18 protein-coding genes and 1 pseudogene are annotated in these 18,857 nt (G+C 61.4%); 11 read left to right on the forward strand and 8 right to left on the reverse strand.

The window, feature by feature from the left end:
* Positions 1 to 121: 121 nt before the first annotated feature.
* From ACZ50Z_RS01760 to ACZ50Z_RS01800, 9 genes are all read left to right on the forward strand, one after another.
* Positions 122 to 1,324 carry an acyl-CoA dehydrogenase family protein gene (locus ACZ50Z_RS01760; RefSeq protein WP_464481997.1) on the forward strand — a complete coding sequence of 401 codons (1,203 nt, stop codon included), beginning with the start codon at positions 122 to 124 and terminating at the stop codon, positions 1,322 to 1,324.
* Positions 1,325 to 1,605: 281 nt separating this feature from the next.
* Entirely contained in the window at positions 1,606 to 2,004 is a 399-nt protein-coding gene (locus ACZ50Z_RS01765) for an acyl-CoA thioesterase (RefSeq protein WP_464481998.1), read from the forward strand.
* Between the two features lie 99 nt (positions 2,005 to 2,103).
* Entirely contained in the window at positions 2,104 to 3,318 is a 1,215-nt protein-coding gene (locus tag ACZ50Z_RS01770) for an alpha/beta hydrolase family protein (RefSeq protein WP_464481999.1), read from the forward strand.
* 53 nt (positions 3,319 to 3,371) lie between these two features.
* Positions 3,372 to 5,009, forward strand: a complete 1,638-nt coding sequence (locus ACZ50Z_RS01775; protein ID WP_464482000.1) for an AMP-binding protein — start codon at positions 3,372 to 3,374, stop codon at positions 5,007 to 5,009.
* Between the two features lie 16 nt (positions 5,010 to 5,025).
* Positions 5,026 to 6,573 carry an FAD-dependent monooxygenase gene (locus ACZ50Z_RS01780; protein ID WP_464482001.1) on the forward strand — a complete coding sequence of 516 codons (1,548 nt, stop codon included), beginning with the start codon at positions 5,026 to 5,028 and terminating at the stop codon, positions 6,571 to 6,573.
* 35 nt (positions 6,574 to 6,608) lie between these two features.
* Positions 6,609 to 7,019, forward strand: a complete 411-nt coding sequence (locus ACZ50Z_RS01785; protein WP_464482002.1) for a GlcG/HbpS family heme-binding protein — start codon at positions 6,609 to 6,611, stop codon at positions 7,017 to 7,019.
* A gap of 77 nt (positions 7,020 to 7,096) precedes the next feature.
* A complete protein-coding gene (locus ACZ50Z_RS01790) occupies positions 7,097 to 7,729 on the forward strand; it encodes a VOC family protein (protein ID WP_464482003.1) in 633 nt (210 codons plus the stop codon).
* Positions 7,726 to 7,968 carry a glyoxalase gene (locus ACZ50Z_RS01795; RefSeq protein WP_464482004.1) on the forward strand — a complete coding sequence of 81 codons (243 nt, stop codon included), beginning with the start codon at positions 7,726 to 7,728 and terminating at the stop codon, positions 7,966 to 7,968. Before ACZ50Z_RS01790 ends, ACZ50Z_RS01795 begins: the two co-directional genes overlap by 4 nt.
* A gap of 261 nt (positions 7,969 to 8,229) precedes the next feature.
* Positions 8,230 to 8,532 carry a hypothetical protein gene (locus tag ACZ50Z_RS01800; protein ID WP_464482005.1) on the forward strand — a complete coding sequence of 101 codons (303 nt, stop codon included), beginning with the start codon at positions 8,230 to 8,232 and terminating at the stop codon, positions 8,530 to 8,532.
* Between the two features lie 416 nt (positions 8,533 to 8,948).
* On the opposite strand, the pseudogene ACZ50Z_RS01805 reads toward ACZ50Z_RS01800, so the two are convergent.
* Both ACZ50Z_RS01805 and ACZ50Z_RS01810 read right to left on the reverse strand, forming a co-directional pair.
* Positions 8,949 to 9,694, reverse strand: a pseudogene (locus tag ACZ50Z_RS01805) (MMPL family transporter).
* Positions 9,585 to 9,878, reverse strand: a complete 294-nt coding sequence (locus ACZ50Z_RS01810) for a hypothetical protein (protein WP_464482006.1) — start codon at positions 9,876 to 9,878, stop codon at positions 9,585 to 9,587. Before ACZ50Z_RS01810 ends, ACZ50Z_RS01805 begins: the two are co-directional and overlap by 110 nt.
* 273 nt (positions 9,879 to 10,151) lie before the next feature.
* Here ACZ50Z_RS01810 and ACZ50Z_RS01815 point away from each other — a divergent pair, with 273 nt between their 5' ends.
* Positions 10,152 to 11,243: an alkene reductase gene (locus tag ACZ50Z_RS01815; RefSeq protein ID WP_464482007.1), complete on the forward strand. Its 1,092-nt coding sequence runs from the start codon at positions 10,152 to 10,154 to the stop codon at positions 11,241 to 11,243.
* A 104-nt stretch (positions 11,244 to 11,347) separates the two neighbouring features.
* On the opposite strand, the gene ACZ50Z_RS01820 is transcribed toward ACZ50Z_RS01815, so the two are convergent.
* Positions 11,348 to 11,563 carry a response regulator transcription factor gene (locus tag ACZ50Z_RS01820; protein WP_464482008.1) on the reverse strand — a complete coding sequence of 72 codons (216 nt, stop codon included), beginning with the start codon at positions 11,561 to 11,563 and terminating at the stop codon, positions 11,348 to 11,350.
* Between the two features lie 22 nt (positions 11,564 to 11,585).
* Between ACZ50Z_RS01820 and ACZ50Z_RS01825 the strand changes: the two genes are divergently transcribed.
* Positions 11,586 to 11,792 (forward strand): hypothetical protein, encoded by a 207-nt coding sequence (locus ACZ50Z_RS01825; protein ID WP_464482009.1) that lies wholly within the window; start codon positions 11,586 to 11,588, stop codon positions 11,790 to 11,792.
* 104 nt (positions 11,793 to 11,896) lie between these two features.
* Here the strand turns inward: ACZ50Z_RS01825 and ACZ50Z_RS01830 are convergent, their stop codons facing one another.
* The 5 genes from ACZ50Z_RS01830 to ACZ50Z_RS01850 form a co-directional block, all read right to left on the reverse strand.
* Positions 11,897 to 14,248, reverse strand: coding sequence for a helix-turn-helix transcriptional regulator (locus tag ACZ50Z_RS01830; RefSeq protein ID WP_464482010.1), 2,352 nt, complete (start codon positions 14,246 to 14,248; stop codon positions 11,897 to 11,899).
* A 14-nt stretch (positions 14,249 to 14,262) separates the two neighbouring features.
* Positions 14,263 to 15,333, reverse strand: coding sequence for an IS110 family RNA-guided transposase (locus ACZ50Z_RS01835; RefSeq protein ID WP_464482011.1), 1,071 nt, complete (start codon positions 15,331 to 15,333; stop codon positions 14,263 to 14,265).
* Between the two features lie 405 nt (positions 15,334 to 15,738).
* A complete protein-coding gene (locus ACZ50Z_RS01840) occupies positions 15,739 to 16,797 on the reverse strand; it encodes a uroporphyrinogen decarboxylase/cobalamine-independent methonine synthase family protein (protein ID WP_464482012.1) in 1,059 nt (352 codons plus the stop codon).
* Positions 16,798 to 16,806: 9 nt separating this feature from the next.
* Positions 16,807 to 18,219, reverse strand: coding sequence for an FAD-binding oxidoreductase (locus ACZ50Z_RS01845; RefSeq protein ID WP_464482013.1), 1,413 nt, complete (start codon positions 18,217 to 18,219; stop codon positions 16,807 to 16,809).
* Positions 18,216 to 18,800, reverse strand: coding sequence for a chromate resistance protein ChrB domain-containing protein (locus ACZ50Z_RS01850; RefSeq protein WP_464482014.1), 585 nt, complete (start codon positions 18,798 to 18,800; stop codon positions 18,216 to 18,218). The genes ACZ50Z_RS01845 and ACZ50Z_RS01850 overlap by 4 nt, the downstream gene beginning before the upstream one ends.
* Positions 18,801 to 18,857: the final 57 nt, after the last annotated feature.

Below are 18,857 nucleotides of genomic sequence, written 5' to 3' on the forward strand. Positions count from 1 at the left end.
GAAGTGGCGACCAGACGCGAATTACAGGTAAGACGAATTATTGACAGCTTTGTCGTATTAGCCATACTGTGATGTGGAATGCCGAATGGGATCGGGTCTATCGCCCAAAGGAGTGCCGATGATGACGGTCGAGGACGCTGCCAGTGGCCCCCACAACAAGGACTCGAGTGTCTCTGCCCAACTGATCGCATCAGCCCGTGACGTCGCGCCGGTGTTGGCGGAAGATGCCGACGAAGCGGTTCTGCTCGGCCGTCTCACCGATCGTGTTGTCAGCGCACTTGACGAAGCCAACTTGTTCAAGCTCCTTGCGCCAAAGTATAGGGCGGGCTACGAATCCTCGATAAAGACGATGAATCGCGTTGCGGCCGAACTGTCCAAAAGCTGCGCCTCGGCCTCGTGGGTAACCTCTATCTACAACGGTGTGCTCTACATGATTGCCCCGTTCAGCGACGAGGCCCAAGACGAGGTCTACGCAATTGACAAGCCCAAGGGTGTCGCCCACTTCAACCCTGCTGGCGAGGCTGTGCGAACTGCTGGGGGATATCGCCTTTCGGGTACGTGGCGGTTCTGCAGCGGGCAGCACCACGCACAGTTCGCGTTGCTGACTTCGACGATCATTGGTGAACACACGGTTCCGGACGTGGCGCAGTTCATTATTTGGCGCAGCGAAGCAACAGCCATCGACGATTGGCAGGTCAGCGGCCTTGCCGGAACCGGATCGAACACGTTGACCGTCAAAGACGTGTTTGTCCCCGAGCACCGGGTGCTAAAGATGTCTGACATTCTCAACGGTCGTTCACTGTCGAAGGCCAATGCCGACAACCCGTATTTCCGGATGCCGACGGTTCCGCTATTCGTCGCAGCTTCGGCAGGCACTCCTATCGGAATCGCGGAAAAGGCAGTAGATCTGCTTCACGATCGGGTCCGCAAGCGCGGGATCACCTATACCAATTATCATCAGCAAGCCGAGGCAGCAGTGACCCATTTCCAGATGGATGAGGCGACGATGAAGCTGGATCAGGCACGCTTTCATGCCGATCGCGGTGCGCAGACAGTCGTCGACGTTACGCGCGATCTGTCTAACATCGTGCATCGGGTACGGTGCAGGTCCGATACGGCATGGGTGATCAGGCTCTGCCGCGAGATTGTCGAGATTGTTCAGCAGGCTTCGGGGGCTAGCGCGATTCATAAGCGCGATCCCCTCAGTCGGATGCTCAGCGACATCCAGGCGTTGTCGGTTCACTCGTTCCTGCTGTTCACTACGAATGCGGAGTTGCACGGCCGGGTTCTATGCGGTCTTGCCCCGGAGGTGCCGTTCGTCTGAGTAGACGTGGAATAGGAGGACCCACTGTGCGAGAGCATATTCGGAAGACTCAGTCTAAGGCTGTGCTCAAAGGCGACCTGATCGATGACGTTGACCATTGCGGCACTGTTCTTTGCGACAACGGGTAACCCATACAACAGACATTTGGCTCAAACGAGGCTGCACTGTAAGCGATCTCCGCGCGACGGTTGATAGTCGCTCGACGAGGAGGCAGGTGGGTGTCACGGAAGGGTCTCAGCGATGGGCGAGTTCTTCTGGCGCGGGATCGGTTCCGTGTCGTCATGGGTGACACCGATGCTGCGCGTGTCATTTACTTCGGCGCTCCGCTGCGCTGGTCCGAGCGACTAATGACGACGTGGTTTGCCGATATCGGATTGCCCACGTCGCACACGATTGACCATGGCGGCGGATACCCCGCGGTGCACACGGAGGTCGTCTACCGGGCGCCTCTGCGGTTGGACGACGAGGTGTTCGCGACATTGTGGGTCGACCAAGTGGCGAATAGTTCGTTGATCTTCCACTCCCAGTTCACCACCGATCCGGGCGCAGCGCCCGCAGTTGAGATGTGGCTGACGAAAGTTCACGTGCGATCGGACGAAGATGGCCTGCAAGCGGTTCCGTTGGATCCGTCACTGCTGGCTGTGCTCGGTGACCTACGTGTCGAGCAGCACGCGTGCTGATCAACGGAACCAGAAAGGGAATCCATGTCAGAGAGGTTGGCGCCGGTGCCAGCACCCAAAACTGATAGGTCCCCTTCCGGGCGCGGCAGAGCAGCCCTCATGGTCGATTGGTGGCCTCGGGACCTGCCGGACGACATCACCATTATTCAGCGCACCCTCATCGCGTTTGACGGTGAGGTATCCCGTGGCTCTCTGTATCGTCCCGCTCACACCGACAGCAGCACGGTCTTCTGCCTCATGCATCCACGCCAGGATCTGCGTCAGCACCCGTTCATTCCTGGCTTGCTGGAGGCGGGTCACACAGTGTGGGCCCAGGTGAGTCGCAACGTGGGCAATGACATGGGATTGCTCCATGAGGCTGCGATACTTGACGTTGCCGCTGGCGTAGAACTGCTGCGCGACAGCGGATTCGAGCACATCGTCCTGGTAGGCCACTCCGGTGGTAGCGGGCTCTACTCCTTGTACACCGAGCAAGCACTGGCCCAGCCCGCTGATCGGATCGCGCGGACTCCAGGGGGTGCGCCTACCAACCTCGCAGCGGCTCCAATGCCCGCCCCGGACGGGCTGGTGTTGGTGGCGCCCCACCCAGGACAAGGCCGGCTGTTGCTAGGCGCGATCGACCCATCGGTCGGCGACGAAAGGGATCCCTTCTCTGTCATCAGAGAGCTGGATCCATTTGACTCTGCCAACGGTTTTGGCGACGCTCCAGAAGGCTCGCACTATTCTGCTGACTTCGTAACCCGGTACCAGCAGGCCCAGCGTGAACGAGTCGCTCGGATTGATAGCGCCGCGCGGGAGCTGATTTCAGCTCAGTTCGCCGCTCGCAAGAAGGTCAAATCGGGTACCGCATCGGAAATTGAACGGCGTCGCAGCACCCTGACCCCGGTAATCACTACCTACCGCACCGACGCCGATCTACGGTGTATGGATCTGAGCCTGGAACCCTCTGACAGACGGTACGGTTCGGTGATCAGCGCTCGTCCCGCAATGTCGAACTACGGCGTCAACGGATTCGGTCGGCTCACCACACCCGAAGCGTGGTTGTCAACGTGGTCGGGCCTGTCATCAAACGCGTCGCTGGAACGGTCGCTTGCCGGCGTGACGCTGCCAACCCTGGTCGTCGAGTTCACCGGTGACGTTTCGGTCTTTCCCAGCGATATCGCAACTGCGTTGGGAGCGTTGGCAGCAAGCGACGTCACGCACGTGCGAATTCGCGCCGACCACTTCGGCAGGCCAATCACATCGGGCGAAGAATCGGGAATTGGCCCAACTATTAACGAAATCGTCTCGTGGACCCAGGAACGCGGAAAGTGACCGGACCATCCGCTAGCGACCCTGGCATCGTTCCGTACCCACACGATTCCATCGTGCGCTACCGGGCGGCCGGGGCGTGGCGTGAGCTCACGATCGCCCAGGAGTTCCGCGCGGTGGCCGATCGCTTTCCCGACCACATGGCGGTGGTCGGTCCGGACCTCGGTTTGACCTACGCCGAACTGGACCGCCAGGCGGACAGGGTGGCGGTCGGCCTGTGGGAGCGGGGTATCCGTCCGAGAGATCCAGTGCTCCTACAAGTGACCAATCGGGCAACGACAGCCGTCATCTGGTATGGCCTCTTGAAGGTGGGCGCGATTCCGGTGGCGACGCTTGCGCTTCATCGCCGCCACGAACTCGTGGCGATCGCCCATCAATGCGTCCCGATCGCGCACGTGATTGACACCGCCTCTGCTGGGCCCGACTTGCGCGAAGTGGCGCTGTCCGTGCGAGCAGAGCAGTCGTCGCTACGCCTGCTCGTCACCACCGGCGCCGACGCCGCGCAGGGCGACGGGATCTCTCTCGACTCGTTGCTGGCCGCCGAGGTCGACCCCGATATGGCTCGTGACGCGATCGACGGAATCCAACGACGCATCTCGCCCGAAAGCGTGGCGGTGCTGCAACTGTCCGGTGGGACCACGAGCATTCCCAAGCTGATCCCCCGCCTGCACACCGAGTATTGGTACAATTCACGAGCCTGGGCCGAAGCAGTCGGTATCGACGACGAGAGTTGCACCGCACACTTGTTGCCGATCGTGCACAACGCGGGCGTCGTCTGCGCCATGCATGCGGCTCATGCAGTCGGGGCGTGCCTGGTGACGTGCGCGCCGGATCCAGCAACGTTCAAGGCCTTGGCGGATGTGTATCCGATCACCCACATGCTGGCCACACGGCCCATCGTGCGGGTCATCGACGGCGATCCTGAATTGCGCGCCGCGCTCGGTACATTGCGGGCTTTCGTGTGGGCGGATCGCGCCCTGCCGCCCGAGGTGATCGACGCGTTCGAAACCGAGACTTGCCGTGTCACACAGATGTTCGGTATGGGCGAAGGGCTGTGTATGGTCTCCCCGTTCGACCGCGACGTCGTGGTTCGGCACCACACCAACGGGACGCCGATCTCGCCGTGCGATGAGCTTCGTGTACTGCAACCTGGCAGCGAGGAGCCTGTCCCTGTTGGCGAACGAGGCGAGTTGTGCGCGCGGGGGCCTTACACCATCCGCGGCTATTTTCAAGCACCCGAGCGCAACAGCAACGCGTTCACTACCGATGGCTTCTACCGCACCGGAGACATCGTAGTTGAAGTGTCTCACGCGGGTCGCTCGTACTACCGGCTCGAGGACCGGATCAAAGACCTCATTAACCGCGGCGGCGAGAAGATCAATGCCGAAGAGGTGGAGATGGTTCTGATGGAACATCCCGCCGTGGAACGGGCGGCGGTGGTGGCCATGCCCGACGAGCGGCTAGGCGAGCGCAGCTGTGCATTTGTCGTTGCACAACAGGGTGTAGAGCCACCGGATCTCTTGGCGGTGCAGCAACACTTCGAGCGGCGTGGAGTCGCCAAATTCAAGTGGCCGGAACGTATCGAGTCACGAGAGAGCCTGCCGCTCACCAATATTCACAAAGTAAACAAGGCACGCTTGCGCCAAGAGATAACTCAGGCCATCGAGGCTGAGAAGATCTCGGCCGGCGGCTGAACGAAACGAAGGACCAATGAACCGACGTGTGGAAGTCATCGGAGGCGGGCCGGGCGGCGCATTCGCCGCCCGTCTGATTGCACTGAGCCATCCCGACTGGCGAGTGCGGTTGTATGAACGGCTGCCCCCAGATGACACGTTCGGTTTCGGGGTGGGACTCACGCATGGTTTGGTTGACGCGCTGGAGCGGGCCGATGCGCAGGTGCTGCGTCGCTTGACCGCTGAGATGTTCACCTTTCGGGGCGCACGGTTCGACTTGCCCCAGGGTGCTGTGCAATTCGGGCAGTTCCACAGCGGCGCAGTGCGCCGGTCCAAGCTGCTGCGGATTCTGCTCGACGGTGCCGCCGAGGCTGGAGTCGAGGTGGTGGTCGGCAAGTCGGCCTCCGTTGAGGAACTCAGCGACGGTGCCGATCTGGTCATCGCGGCCGACGGGGCGTCCAGCACGACGCGAGCGAAGTTCGCCGACGTGCTTGGCCCCCACACTCATGTTGGTCGGGGTGCGTTCCTGTGGTGCGGTGGCGAGGTCGAATTGGATAGCACAGTATTTATGCCGGTGCAGACGCCGGCAGGCACTTTTGTGGCTCACGCGTACTCCTATGACCGCGGTCTTACCGCGCTCGTTGTCGAAGCCAGCCAACAAACCGTGGAACGAGCCGGTTTCGCGGGCCGCACGTGGGCCTCTGAAAACGACTCCGACGTCGAGGCGCTGGAGTATCTGTCCGATGCGTTCGCGCCGTTGCTCAATGGCGGCAAGTTGTTCGGAAACCGGTCATGCTGGGGGCATTTCACCACATTGGCGTGCACCCGATGGCACCACGACAACATCGTGCTGCTCGGCGACGCCGTCGCAACGGCGCATCCCTCACTTGGTTCGGGCACCAAGCTGGCGCTGGAGAGCGCTATCGCTCTGTCGGAAGCGATCGACAGCGTCGGCGACGGGCCGCTCATCGAGGCGCTGCCGCGGTATGAAGCCGCCCGGCGGCCGAAAATCGAACGGTTACAAGAAGCCGCCATGCGCAGCCAACTGTGGTGGGAATCGCTGACCATGCGCCACGATTTGTCGCCCGCCCGGATGGCCGTGGCGTACCTCAGTCGCGCCGGCGTGGTGTCACTCGCCGATCTCGCGGCGACTGAGCCCGGGCTTGCTGGGCAGGCTGCGGCGGACTTCGCCGAGGCCGAACCCGACGGGGCGGCGCTCGGTGATCTCACGAGTTGGATACTGGGCACGCCGCTCGACACCGGTCGGATGCGATGGCCGAGTCGGATCGTATCCAACGTCCCGGGCGACCTGATGAGCATCGACATCGGCGTCGGCGACCCCTGGAGCGCCCAGGCTCAGCAGTATCTAGAACAGGCGCAAGCACAGGCCCGCAATGGCGCCGAATTGGTCTGGCTAGTCGGTGGCGCCGGCCGGTCTCAGGTCCTCGATCGCCTGGCGGTGGCCGAACGGGTGCGTCGCGAACTGACGATCCCGGTGGGCGTCGCCGTTCCCGGCAATGCCCAGGATCTGACTGCCTCCGCACTCATCGCGGGCCGTATCGACCTCGTCCGCATCGTCGATTGATGCCGACTTCGCAGTTACTCGGAAAGGAAGTGCCCGTGTCCGATGTCACGGTGAGCCAGCGGATCGCCGAAGCCGCCGTGCTCAAAATGCTGAAAGCGGCTGTTCTGGAAGCCCGGCGCATCAAGGCGCCCGCGGGCATTGCCATCGTCGACCCCGGCGGTCTGCTGCGCGCGTGGGTTCTGATGGACGATGCCGTACCCCTGGCGGCGGACATCGTTCCGAAGAAGGCGCGCACCGCCGTCTACACGGGTCTGCCGACTGGCGATCTGCCGGCCGAGGTGGCCGCCAAGCTGACTGCGCAGATCGACGACATCGTCGACCTCCCGGGCGGGCTTCCGGTCGTGATCGGCGGAAAGGTCGTGGGGGGGATCGGTGCAGGCGCGCATTCCTGGGAGGCTGATGTTGCGATCGCACGGGCAGGGCTAGCGGCACTAGAGCCGGAATGAGACGGTTTGACATGCCCGGCCAATGTTCAACCATACCGTCTATTATTGAGGTAGAGCACGCAAAGAAGAGGATCCTTATGAGTGAGCAGCCCTGCCACCTCGCCCGAGGCGTCGACCATGCCGCATTTCCGACGTTCGATCCCACTAGCACCGTGCGGTTCTACAACGGCATACTCGGGTTTCCCATCGTCCACTCAGTATGTGCTGTGGGGTGGGGCCCTTCAGATCATCCCGACTTCGTCCATTTCTTTTTTGACATCGGAAAGGGCGATCGGCTGGCGTTTTTCTACTACTTCGGTCTTGAGAAGTTCAGCGCTGCGGGCCAGGATGCCTACGCAACGCATGGTCCGGAAGTGCCGGGGTTCTTTCGAGACTCCCGCCATCTTGCGATCCACGTCGACTCCGCCGAGGCCCTGGATGAATACCGGCAACGACTCGAGAACAGCGGATGGGTCGTTGAGATGCGGGTCAAGCACGAAATGATCGAATCCATCTACACCCACGACCCGAACGGTTATCTGATCGAATTCACGTATCCACTTCGCGAGACATCGAAGGTCGACGATCAAGATGCTGAAGTTACCCTGCGCGCGCTCATCGATGTGATTGAAACCGAGGACGCGCCGACGATGTCGAAACTTTGGGCGCGGAAGGCGGAACTTATCCTGGAGAATGCGGCCACCGAATTGGAGGGCCAACGGAGTCGATGATCGAACTCTTCGTTCTTGATGTACCCGAGTTCCGGCCTGTCATCGACAATATTGCGCAATACGCCGACGAGACCCGCTCGGTTGGGAACTATGTGCAGTTCATTTCCGAGAAGACATTAGTTATCGATCGACGGAAAGCCGGAGTGCGGCAGTCTATCTGGTACAGCGCTATCGGTGCGCTTCGCGGTGGACGGGTAGCGCAGTTCGACCGCGATGCCCTCGTCATCGGGGCGGAGTAGGCCTTCAAGGACCGCCCGGTAGACCCCTACGATTAGCTGGCGCTATATGGGCGGGCGACGGGTGCCGGCGCGCGGTTGACTACCGTTTCCATTCCCGCTCGGCATAAGGTGTTCGACAAACCAGTCGCGAGCCGGTGGCCCAGTGCTTTCGAAAAACGTTGTGTACGCTTCGAAGTGGCCGCCGTCGAAGCTAAGGAGTTTCTTCGGTTTCGCGGCAGCCTGATACGCTTCACGTTGAACCTCGGTGAACGTGCATAGGTCGTGTTCAGCGATGATCATCAGCAACGGCTTGGGCGTGAATTGCCCACCGTCACACCGTGGGACATCGGTGAGCCGCAGACCGCCGTCAAGCGATTGGTCGCCCTGGCGGTGCGATCCGTGGTGAGGTCCTCGATCCTGGCGCCGGGCGCGACTACAATGCCACTTACTCAGCGTTACAAGGATTTTCAAAGATGGGAAATCGACGGCTCAGGTAGCGCGATCGAGCGTGCGAAGGTCAACATGGCCACGGTTCGATGGGATATCAGCTATTTGTGTCCGGCCGCTTATGTGGGATGTCTCTGACCTCGGGGCGGCGCAGTCCATTGCCGACCGGGTGGGCGGCGAGGACATCGCTTCAGTCTCGACGATGTTGGATCCGTTGCGCGGCCATCGATCCTTCCTTGGGGCAGCGGGCGAGGCCACGTTCCATTCTGGGAGGTCCCAAGGTCCCAAGCCAGCAGGGTCCAACCAGCAGAGGCTCCATCGTGACCGAAGCCCTGCGGCCTGGCGGGCTTTGATCGAGCCAACAACCAGCGGTGGTCATCAACGTCGATGATGCCGCGTGGTTAGGCTTACCCGGCAGGGATCTCGTCACCCTCAGCAAGGTCAGTGCCACCGCTGCGGTGAACCTCCAGGTCGGCGCAGTCCCCCAGTCGGTCTCGGGCCGATCCGTTCGCCGATCGGGCACCCGACCAACGGTTGTGGTGTCCTGCCGTACGTCAGCGAGGTGCGGCAAGGACCGAGTTGGCCATCAAATCCGGAGGGGATTGTGGCCGCTGAGGGGTCTGTATACGCGCGGGTCGGCTGCGGACCTGCAGCGGGCCACAAGAACCAGCGTCCAAGCAAGGCAGCGATCGATGGGGAAGACCACACCCGCGGCGGTGACCATACCCCTTTGCCCTCATTGCGCGGACTATGCCGGTCTTGATTCCGGCGTGGATCTCTTCCTTGAACCGGGATACGACCAGAAGGTTGTAATCCGAGCCGACGGCCAACAAGATGATCACCGAGAACGCTAGCACCATCCAATGCAGATCCTGTCCCGGTATGTATTGCCACAACAGCACTGATAGGCCGAAAGACGCGGCAAGCGAGAGCACTACGGTTCCACGATCACGAACGCGGCGATTAGCGCGCGGGTAATGACGAGCATGACCATGAATATCAACGTGATGGCGCCGACCGCCGCGATCATTAGGTCCCACTTCGCGCCGACCTGGATGTCGTTGTATATCGCAGCAGTTCCGCCGAGGGAGAACTTGGCGTCGGCCAGCGGTGTGCCCTTAGAGGCTTCTTTGGCGGCATTGAGCTCAGCAGGGACGTGCGAAATACCTTGCAGCGTAGCCGGATCGCCCTCATGAGTGATGATGAACTGCGCCGATGTGCCATCCGGAGAGATCATCAACTTCAAGGCTCGTTGGAAATCCTTTGCTCGAAAATGCGTCGGGCGGCAAATATAGCCCATCGTCGCTCTTCGCGTCGTCGAAGGCCTGGCCCATCGCGCTTGCGGTGTCGGTCATGCGGCCGATCTGATCGAGCAGGTCCGAGAAGGTGCTGTACATCGTCTTCACGGTCGTCGACTGCATGTCCCGCGATACTGCTATCAACGGTGGCAGTTGCGCGACGATGTGTGGCATCAGCCTGTCCATGTCAGTCATGTTTGCCAGCAGCGCATCCAGGTTGTCACCGAGTTTGTCGACACCGTCAAGGCCGTCGAAGATCGATCGCAGTCACCAGCAGATCGGGATGTCGAAGCAGTGCTTTTCGTGTCGCCGCGCTGGTCGCGTCCCAATGGCGAATGGGGGAGGGTCGAATGCAGGCGACTGCCCTATGTGTCAAACATTATACATAATCGTATATAATAATTCGTCACCGCAAGCGCATGAAAGTCCAAACAGGACATCAGAAGTACGAGGAGAAGCATGACCACCGCGTTCGACCCGATCGAGATCGCCGGCAAGCACCTGCCCAATCGCATCGTGATGGCGCCGATGACCCGCAGTCGCGCGCATGGACCGAAAGGCACCGCAACGCCGATGATGGCGACGTACTACGCGCAGCGTGCCAGCGCGGGACTGATCGTCACCGAGGGCACCCAACCCTCGGTGATAGGCCAGGGCTATCCCAACACCCCGGGGTTGCACTCGCTGGAACAGGTGGCGGCCTGGCGAACGGTGACAGATGCAGTGCATCGCGCAGACGGAGTGATCTTCGCGCAACTGATGCACACCGGCCGAATCGGTCATCCGTGCTTGCTCCCCGACGGGTTGGTGCCGGTCGGCCCATCACCCGTGGCCGCAGCTGGTCACGTATTCACCTTTGAGGGGATGAAGGATTTCGTTACCCCGGTGGAATTGACGGAGGCGGGTATCGCCGATACCGTTGCCGATTTCGCGCAAGCGGCACGCAATGCAATTGACGCCGGCTTCGACGGGGTCGAATTACACGGTGCCAACGGCTATTTACTGCATCAGTTCCTTTCCACAAACGCTAACCAGCGTAGCGACGGCTGGGGGGGATCGGTCGAGGGAAGGATCCGTTTGACCGTCGAGGTGGCGCGTGCAGTCACCGACGCTGTGGGCGGGCAGCGCGTCGGACTGCGGATTTCTCCGGCCAACTCCTTCAACGACATCGTCGAGGACGATTACCGCGATACCTACCCGGCGTTGGTCGATGCGCTGGAGCCGGTCGGACTGGCTTACCTACACACCATGGAAATGGGCGAGAAGGCGGACCGTGAACTCACACACGAGCTGCGCAAACGGTTTGGCGGCTTGTTCATCCTCAATCCGTCTACTCCGGACTCCGTGACGGGTATCGGCGAACTAGCTCTAATCGAGGATGGCACCGCGGACATGATCTCGTTCGGAACTTTGTTCCTGGCCAACCCCGATCTACCCGCACGCCTCGCCGCGGGCGGCCCGTTCAACACCCCCGACACCGCCACCTTTTACGCAGGCGATGAACATGGCTACATCGATTACCCCGAACTCACGGCGTGGTCGACCCGATGATGCAGTTGATCGCCGGCTAGGAAGGGCCCGCGACCGGCACGAGACACCCACCTGCGCAGCACTTGGATGAGCCCCAGACTCGGACGGTACCGATCCGCGCATGCCTAGCTGATGGTCGAATGAGCATCGACTCGGGAATCGGTCCCGCTGCTCAGCCAGTTCGCTACCTGCATTCGGGACTGCAGACCTAGTTTGGTGAAGATGTGGTAGACGTGCGATTCCACTGTGCGCCGCGATAACACCAATTCGCTGGCGATTTCGTTGTTGGTCAGCCCCTTGGCGACGAGTTCGGCGACTGCAACTTCACGACGGGTTAGCACCAATCCGTCTACTCCGGACTCCGTGACGGGTATCGGCGAACTAGCTCTAATCGAGGATGGCACCGCGGACATGATCTCGTTCGGAACTTTGTTCCTGGCCAACCCCGATCTACCCGCACGCCTCGCCGCGGGCGGCCCGTTCAACACCCCCGACACCGCCACCTTTTACGCAGGCGATGAACATGGCTACATCGATTACCCCGAACTCACGGCGTGGTCGACCCGATGATGCAGTTGATCGCCGGCTAGGAAGGGCCCGCGACCGGCACGAGACACCCACCTGCGCAGCACTTGGATGAGCCCCAGACTCGGACGGTACCGATCCGCGCATGCCTAGCTGATGGTCGAATGAGCATCGACTCGGGAATCGGTCCCGCTGCTCAGCCAGTTCGCTACCTGCATTCGGGACTGCAGACCTAGTTTGGTGAAGATGTGGTAGACGTGCGATTCCACTGTGCGCCGCGATAACACCAATTCGCTGGCGATTTCGTTGTTGGTCAGCCCCTTGGCGACGAGTTCGGCGACTGCAACTTCACGACGGGTTAGCACCGCAAACGCCCCGGCGGATTGCTGTTCAGCGGCGTCGCTGCAGCCATGGTTGGTGGCTAGCAGTCGTTGATCAATCAGCTGATGGAAGTCCCACTGGGCGCCCTCCTTGAAGGCCGCGTCGAAGGCCACGTCGTCGACCGAGTTTCGAATCAGGGTCTCGACCTGTTGCCCGATGTGGTCCCGGAATAGCAATGTCGGGTGACGCAGGGGACCGGCCTGCCAAATCGCGTGGGCAGCACCCAGAAGGCGGGCGCCCCGCGTGAAGTCGCCCGAAATGGCAGCGATCCACGCGAATCCGCCTAAGCACATCGCGATACTGAGGTCGTGACCAAGGAGGTCAAAGACCTCGAATGCATCGGACAGATACCCCATCGCCGTCGAGGTGCTTCCCCGGCGACACTGCAGCATGCCGTGGATCATTAGAACCAACGCTCGATACATCTGTGCGCGCTCGGTTTCGAGGAACTCCAGTGCCTCTCGACCAAGCTCATCGGACCCTGGATCGTCTAGCGCGAAGGCCATCAGGAACGCGTGGGCAAGCGCTTCCCCTGTGAGCACGGCATCGCCGATTGCACGCCCGCACCGAACCGCCTCCTTGGCGTGGACAAGTGCCGCATCCAGATTGCCGAGTAGGAAGTCAGCCAATACTGGGCATAGGGTAAGGAATGCTTGGATGCGGTCCAAGGACAATTTTTCGGCGAGATCTCTACATTCGGCTGCCGTCTGCATCCCACGGTCGATATCGCCTTGTACTAACTCGAGAAAACTGAGCGTCCATAGTGCTTCTGCGCGCTCGGAGGTAGGTTCTGATGCGATGGCCAGCGTTTTGCGCAACCACTGAATGCCTTCCAGGATCAACCCGGGCGATGCCCAGTACATCCGCAAGCAAGAAGCGATCTCTAGCGCTGCCTCGGCAACTCCCGGCTGGTCGAGACAGTTTTGCAGAGCCACGCGCAAATTTGCAAGGTCTGTGCTGACGGCGCGGAACCAGGCGACCTCGCGTTCGCTGAAGTAGTCAAGATGGTAACGCCCGGCTAGCGCGGCGAAATGTCTGATGTGGCGATGCTTGACCGCGTCGGCGCCGCTAAATTCCGGTAGGTGTGCCTGCCCGAATTCCCGCACCGTTTCTAGCATCGTGAACCTAGTACCCTTCCCGTCGGCGCTAGTGCGAGAGCTCAGGATCGATTTGTCGACGAGGGCGGCGACAAGATCAAATACCTCAGTTTGCAACAATTGCTCATCAGCACATACGTTTTCGACCGCTTCGATGTCGAATCCGCCAGCGAAAATAGATAGCCGCGTCCACAGCATTTGTTCGGTTGGTGAGCATAGCCCGAAGCTCCACTCAATTGTCGCCTCCAAGGCGCGATGCCTGGCTGGCGCCGATCGGGGACCAGCTGCGAGCACCGCAAAGGACTGCTCAAGTCTGGCGAGGATTTCGTGGATGGAGTACGCGCGCACCCGCGCAGCTGCCAGTTCGATCGCCAAGGGCATGCCTTCGAGCCGCTGACAAAGCGCAATGACGGTGTTCACTGTGCCCGCTTGGACTACGAGGTTGGGCACCACAGCAGTCGCCCGGTCAACGAATAACTGAGCTGCATCTGGTAGGCGGTAACCAACGTCGTGGCGGCCGATGCGGCTGCCGAGGTCCAACGGCAACGGAGGTACTTCGAAAGTATGTTCGCCCTCTGTACCGAGCACTTCGCGACTAGTGGCTAGGATTTGCAGGTCGGGGCAGGCGGTTAGCAACGTTCGCACCAATTTGACTACGGATGGGACCATGTGCTCGCAGTTGTCGATGACAAGCATGAGTCGTTTCGCGGCCAGCTGCTCGGTGAGCATCGTTAGGGGATCGCTAGAGCTGTCCTGGATACCCACGGCGCGAGCAACCTGGAATGTCAACAAATCGTTTGCTCTGAGCTCGCCGAGTTCGACGAGCCAGACTCCGTCTGGAAATCTGTCTCGCACGGCCGCAGCGAAAAACCTGGCCAGTCGGCTTTTTCCTACGCCGCCCGGGCCGGTCAGGGTGATGAGGCGACCTGCAGATAGTATCTTCCGTAGTTGCTCGATCTCGTCGTGGCGACCTACGAAGTTGGTCACCTCTGCGGGTAGGTTGCCCGGCCGTCGCGCATCCATGAGTTTCTCCTATGTCAAGCGGCGGCTGGTTGGCAAGGCTTTGTTCGGGCGTTGTGGTCGGTGTGGAGGTGATGGAAGACCACGCGGGCCAGTCGGCGTTTGAGGCAGCGTAGGGCTTCTGTGGTGGAGTCGCCGGCGGCGAGACGGCTCCGGTAGTAGGCCTGTCCGAGACCGTTGAGGCGGATCTGAGTGACGGCGATGCGGTGTAGGGCGGCGTTGAGTTGACGGTTGCCACTGCGGGTCATTCGGACCCGCCCGGCGGTGTTTCCTGACCACACCGGGATGGGGGCCACGCCGCTGTGACGAGCGAATGCGGCTTCGCTTTTGAAACGGGTGACCCCGGCGGTTTCGCCGATGATCTTGGCCGCGGTGAGCTCGGCGCAGCCGGGCATGGCCAGCAGCGCCGGAGCGATCGCGCGGACGCGCTCACTGATCCGTTTAGCCAACGCATTGATGGCCTCGGTGAGTCGGGTGATATCGGCCAGTTCCTCGCGGGCCAGCTCGGCAACCAGACCGGGCTGGGTGGCCAACCAGTCACCGAGGATCCGGCGGTGCTTGGTCAAATCCAGCGACGCCGGTTTCGGCGACCGGCCAGGATCTAGTTCGTGCACCCTCCACAACAACCGATTGATCGTCGAAGTGCGTTGCCCTACAAGGTCTTCACGCCGATCCACCAGCAGCTTCAACTCCCGCGACACCTCGTCGTGGGAGGCCACCGGAAGCTCGGGCTCACGCAGGTAAGCCCGCGCGACGGCCAACGCGTCGATCGGATCGGACTTGCCTCGGGTACGCGCCGAAGCACGGCTGTGAGCCATCAACTTCGGTGGCACCCGCACCACCTTTTGATCGGCGGATAACAGATCACGCTCGAGTCGGGCTGACAAGTGTCGGCAATCCTCGATCGCCCACACCAGCTCGACACCAAACTGAGTGCGAGCCCATCGAACCGCCTGGCGATGACCGACGGTCGTGGCCGCCACGACCTTCTCGCCAACTTTGCGGCCCACCTCGTTCACGGCGACGAACGTATGCGTGCGCTTGTGGACATCGGCTCCAACAACAACCATGGAGGTTGCCTCCTTCACTGTGAGGTGACGGTTGGGCCGGTCGGCGGACACATCTCAGTGGGGGCGACGCCACGCTATCAAGTCACGCCGGCCGGTCCTTCACACCTGATGCCGACAAAACGCATGAACGCCAACCCACTAGGCGGCACCGACGCTACGAGCCAAACACCAGGTGATCAGGATCCAACCACCGCAACAAGCGGCAACCTCACCCTGACACTGAGACGACGCTACACCGAAGAATCTGTGTCAGATCGTCGCTGCATCGCTGTGAGGCGGAGAACCTCGGCGAATAGGGGGGCATGGTCCCGCGCCGCTTGCGCATACAATCCATGTCAGCTGAATTAGGAGCGCGCATACGAGCGATCGGCAAACACGCGGGACGAATGCGCAACTCTCGCAATGGTCGAGTGTGGGGCTCCCTTAGCGAATTGGTTGTGTGACGGCTGCGTGGAGCTCGAGTAGACGCTGAAGCGGCGGACCCGGGGTGGCTCCCTCGTCGATCCTCGCCATGCCGCATTCGGTTGCTACGGCGAAATTCCGGCCGACCTGGGCGGCCGCGGCGATAAGTTCGCGCGTGCGCTGTTCATCGCCGCGGTAGTCGATTACGCCCAGCGCAAGCCGAGCATCGCCAGTCAGATCTTGTAACGGCTCGTGATATCGCGGGTTCCGCCCGGTTTCGCGATCCACCGGCATATGGACGAAGTCGAACGTACCGGCGAGAGCATTTGCGAAAACCACACATAACGAGAGGTCTTGTGGCACCACAAAATGGGTGTGTCCGAAATCGCCGTAGCAGAGATGAATGCCGTGTTCGATCTCATCCGGCACGATGTTTAACAATTTGCGGATCTCATCAATCATGAATCGTTTGTCGTTGAGCTTCGGCGTCGCCGGTTGGGCACCACTGAGGACGCCAATTTCGATCGCGACATCAAATTGCAGCATGAGGTCGTCGGCCGGGATGGCGTCGACAATCTCGGCCGCCTCCTTTTTTAGCGCCGCAGCGTAAATGGGGTAGAACCGCTCTTGGTCCTCCTCGCTGACGAACGCCACAACCGGTGCCAGCGGGGTAGGCAACGAAACCTGGAACTTGACGCCCTGAGGGATCAGTCCCTGACTCCGCAGCCGCACGAAGGTTTTGTACGAAGACTCGGCCGCGTCGGCGTAGCCCACGACGCGTCGGGGGAGTTCGGTGACCGCCGCGTCGATCGCAAGCTTCGGCACCTGCGTGACCTCGTTCTCGGCACCCTCGAAAACAGTTGTCGTCCCAACCAACTCAATCCCATCGACGCCGGCAAGTTTTGCGATCTGCCAAGCTATCCACGCTTTGCGTGCCCCTGTTTCCCCGTCGGTGATCGCGTACACGTGCATACCGATCGTTCCGGCGACGGCGCGCATCGCCGCCTCGGCGCTCTCCGCCCTGATCCCACCGACCAAGTGCGCACCAACGGCAACGCCGTGCTTATGCACGAGAGCCATGATCTGCCACTACGAAGTGAGGGCGACCGGTGCAATGTTCTTGTTGAAGCGCAGCAGATTTCGTGGATCCCATCGCGATTTTAGTTCTTGCAGCCGGCGAAACTTCTGCTCGCTGCCGTACAGGCCGCGTAGCCATTCCTCCCCCTGGTGAGCGACGAGGTTGACGTAGCTGTTCGACAGCAGGTACGGCTTGGTAGCGGCCAGCACATCAGCGGTGAAATTGAGGAAGTCGTCGTCGCGTGCGGGGTTGTCCCACGCGACGAGTGCCTCCCACAACCACTGCGTCCCGGTACGCGAGAAGGCGACTGAGTCCTCGTCGAAATCGTGAAACGCACCGCTGAGTGCCTGAATTGCGATGGCTGCGCTCATAGGCGGCCCGTCGGGAGCCGGGGCCTTGCTGATCTGCTCAATGAACCTAGCTATGAGCGGCTGGGTGAGGCCCGCGACATAGCCACCACGCGAGTAGTTGCGCCGGCCAGGCGGCGAGATCATGTCGAGGATGCTGTTCGCCTCGAGCCAAGTCGAGGGGCCGACCGTGTTCGCCACCGGAGTTCCGAGGGCGGCGAGTGCTTCGATGGTGGCGTCCGCCTCGGCCAGATCGCCTGTGTAGACGACGATCTGGATCAGGATCGGCGTCCCGACCAGCGACTCGGGAAGGAACGGGAAGGGTGGTGCGGGAAGCAAGACCGGATCCACCGTCAACGCGCGACTCGCATTGGCTAGATGCGCGTCGAGCTTGGTCATGATCGTCTCGGCCTGATCGATCGGGTACACGATCATGCCGCTGTAGACTTGTGGCCCCACCGGATGAGCTTGGAATTCGAACGACGTCACAACGCCGAGGTTGTGTCCCGCGCCACGCAGTCCCCAGAACAACTCTGGGTTCTCGTCCACGCTCGCTCGGACCCGCTGGCCGTCCACAGTCACCAGGTCGCACGCCAACATGTTGTCGACGGTCATGCCGAACCTGCGGGTGTTGAACCCGAGGCCGCCACCTAGGGCAAGGCCCGCGACACCCGTGGTGGTGACCGTGCCGGACGGGACAACAAGCCCATGCAACTGGGTGGCGGCGTCTATCTCGCCGAGCAAGATGCCTGCGCCGGCGCGAACAACGCCTGTCTGCGGATCGACCTCGATAGCCTTCAGCCGGGACAGATCCACGACGAACGCCCCATCGGGCGCTCCTGAACCGTCCATCGAGTGGCCGCCGCTGCGAATGGCGAACGGCAGATCACGATCCGACGCGTATCGCACGGCAGCCACAACGTCCTCGACGTCGGTGCACTGCGCGATGAACGCGGGCGTGGCATCGGCGGTGCGGCAGTTCCAGATCGTCCGTGCGTCTCGGTAACCCGCATCGCCGGGCCGGAACGTCGTCCCGCGGAACGCGGACGGGAAATCACTGAAGTCGGGCTGGGTCATGACACTCCATTGTTTGTCGTTGAATTGGCCACGTCGCGAAATAGGGCGTCGCGTAGATAGGGGGTGCGCAGCGGCGGCAGTTTTGGAGCATTGGCGAGGATGTCGTCGGGCAACTCCCGTATTCGGCAGTGTTCGTAGACGGCGTCATATAGCGACATGGCGTGTTCGAGATGCTCGGCGTCGTCGAAGGCAACGCCGAATGCCGTTCCGAGCACGTTGAGCGCGGCACCGAGCGTGCGCTCTTCTTCGGTCTCGTCAACGCGCTTCGGCGTGCCGAGCGCGTGACTTATGCCTGCAGCGATCGTCCGTTCCATTCGCCACAGTGCGGGATCATCCAAATCATATGCGCGCAAGATCTTTTGGAAACACGATCCGTGTTCATCATGCAACCCGAGTTCGACGCCGGGCATACCGATTGGCGTCGCGCCTTCTGGCGCCTGCAGCCGAGACGGATCCGGAAGCTGCCCGTCCAACCCCCACTGGACAAATTCGAACGTGGCGGCGGGATCAACGAACCGCCGTACCAACCATGGCGAGGCGACCCGGTCGAGGTGAACATGGGCGAGCGTGGCCCAGCGCATCAGAGGCTATTCCGGATTGTCGCAGACACCAACCCACCAACTTTCGTTATAGTCAAA

The sequence above is a fragment of the Mycobacterium sp. NTMscope_MAC_269 genome (assembly GCF_976985695.1).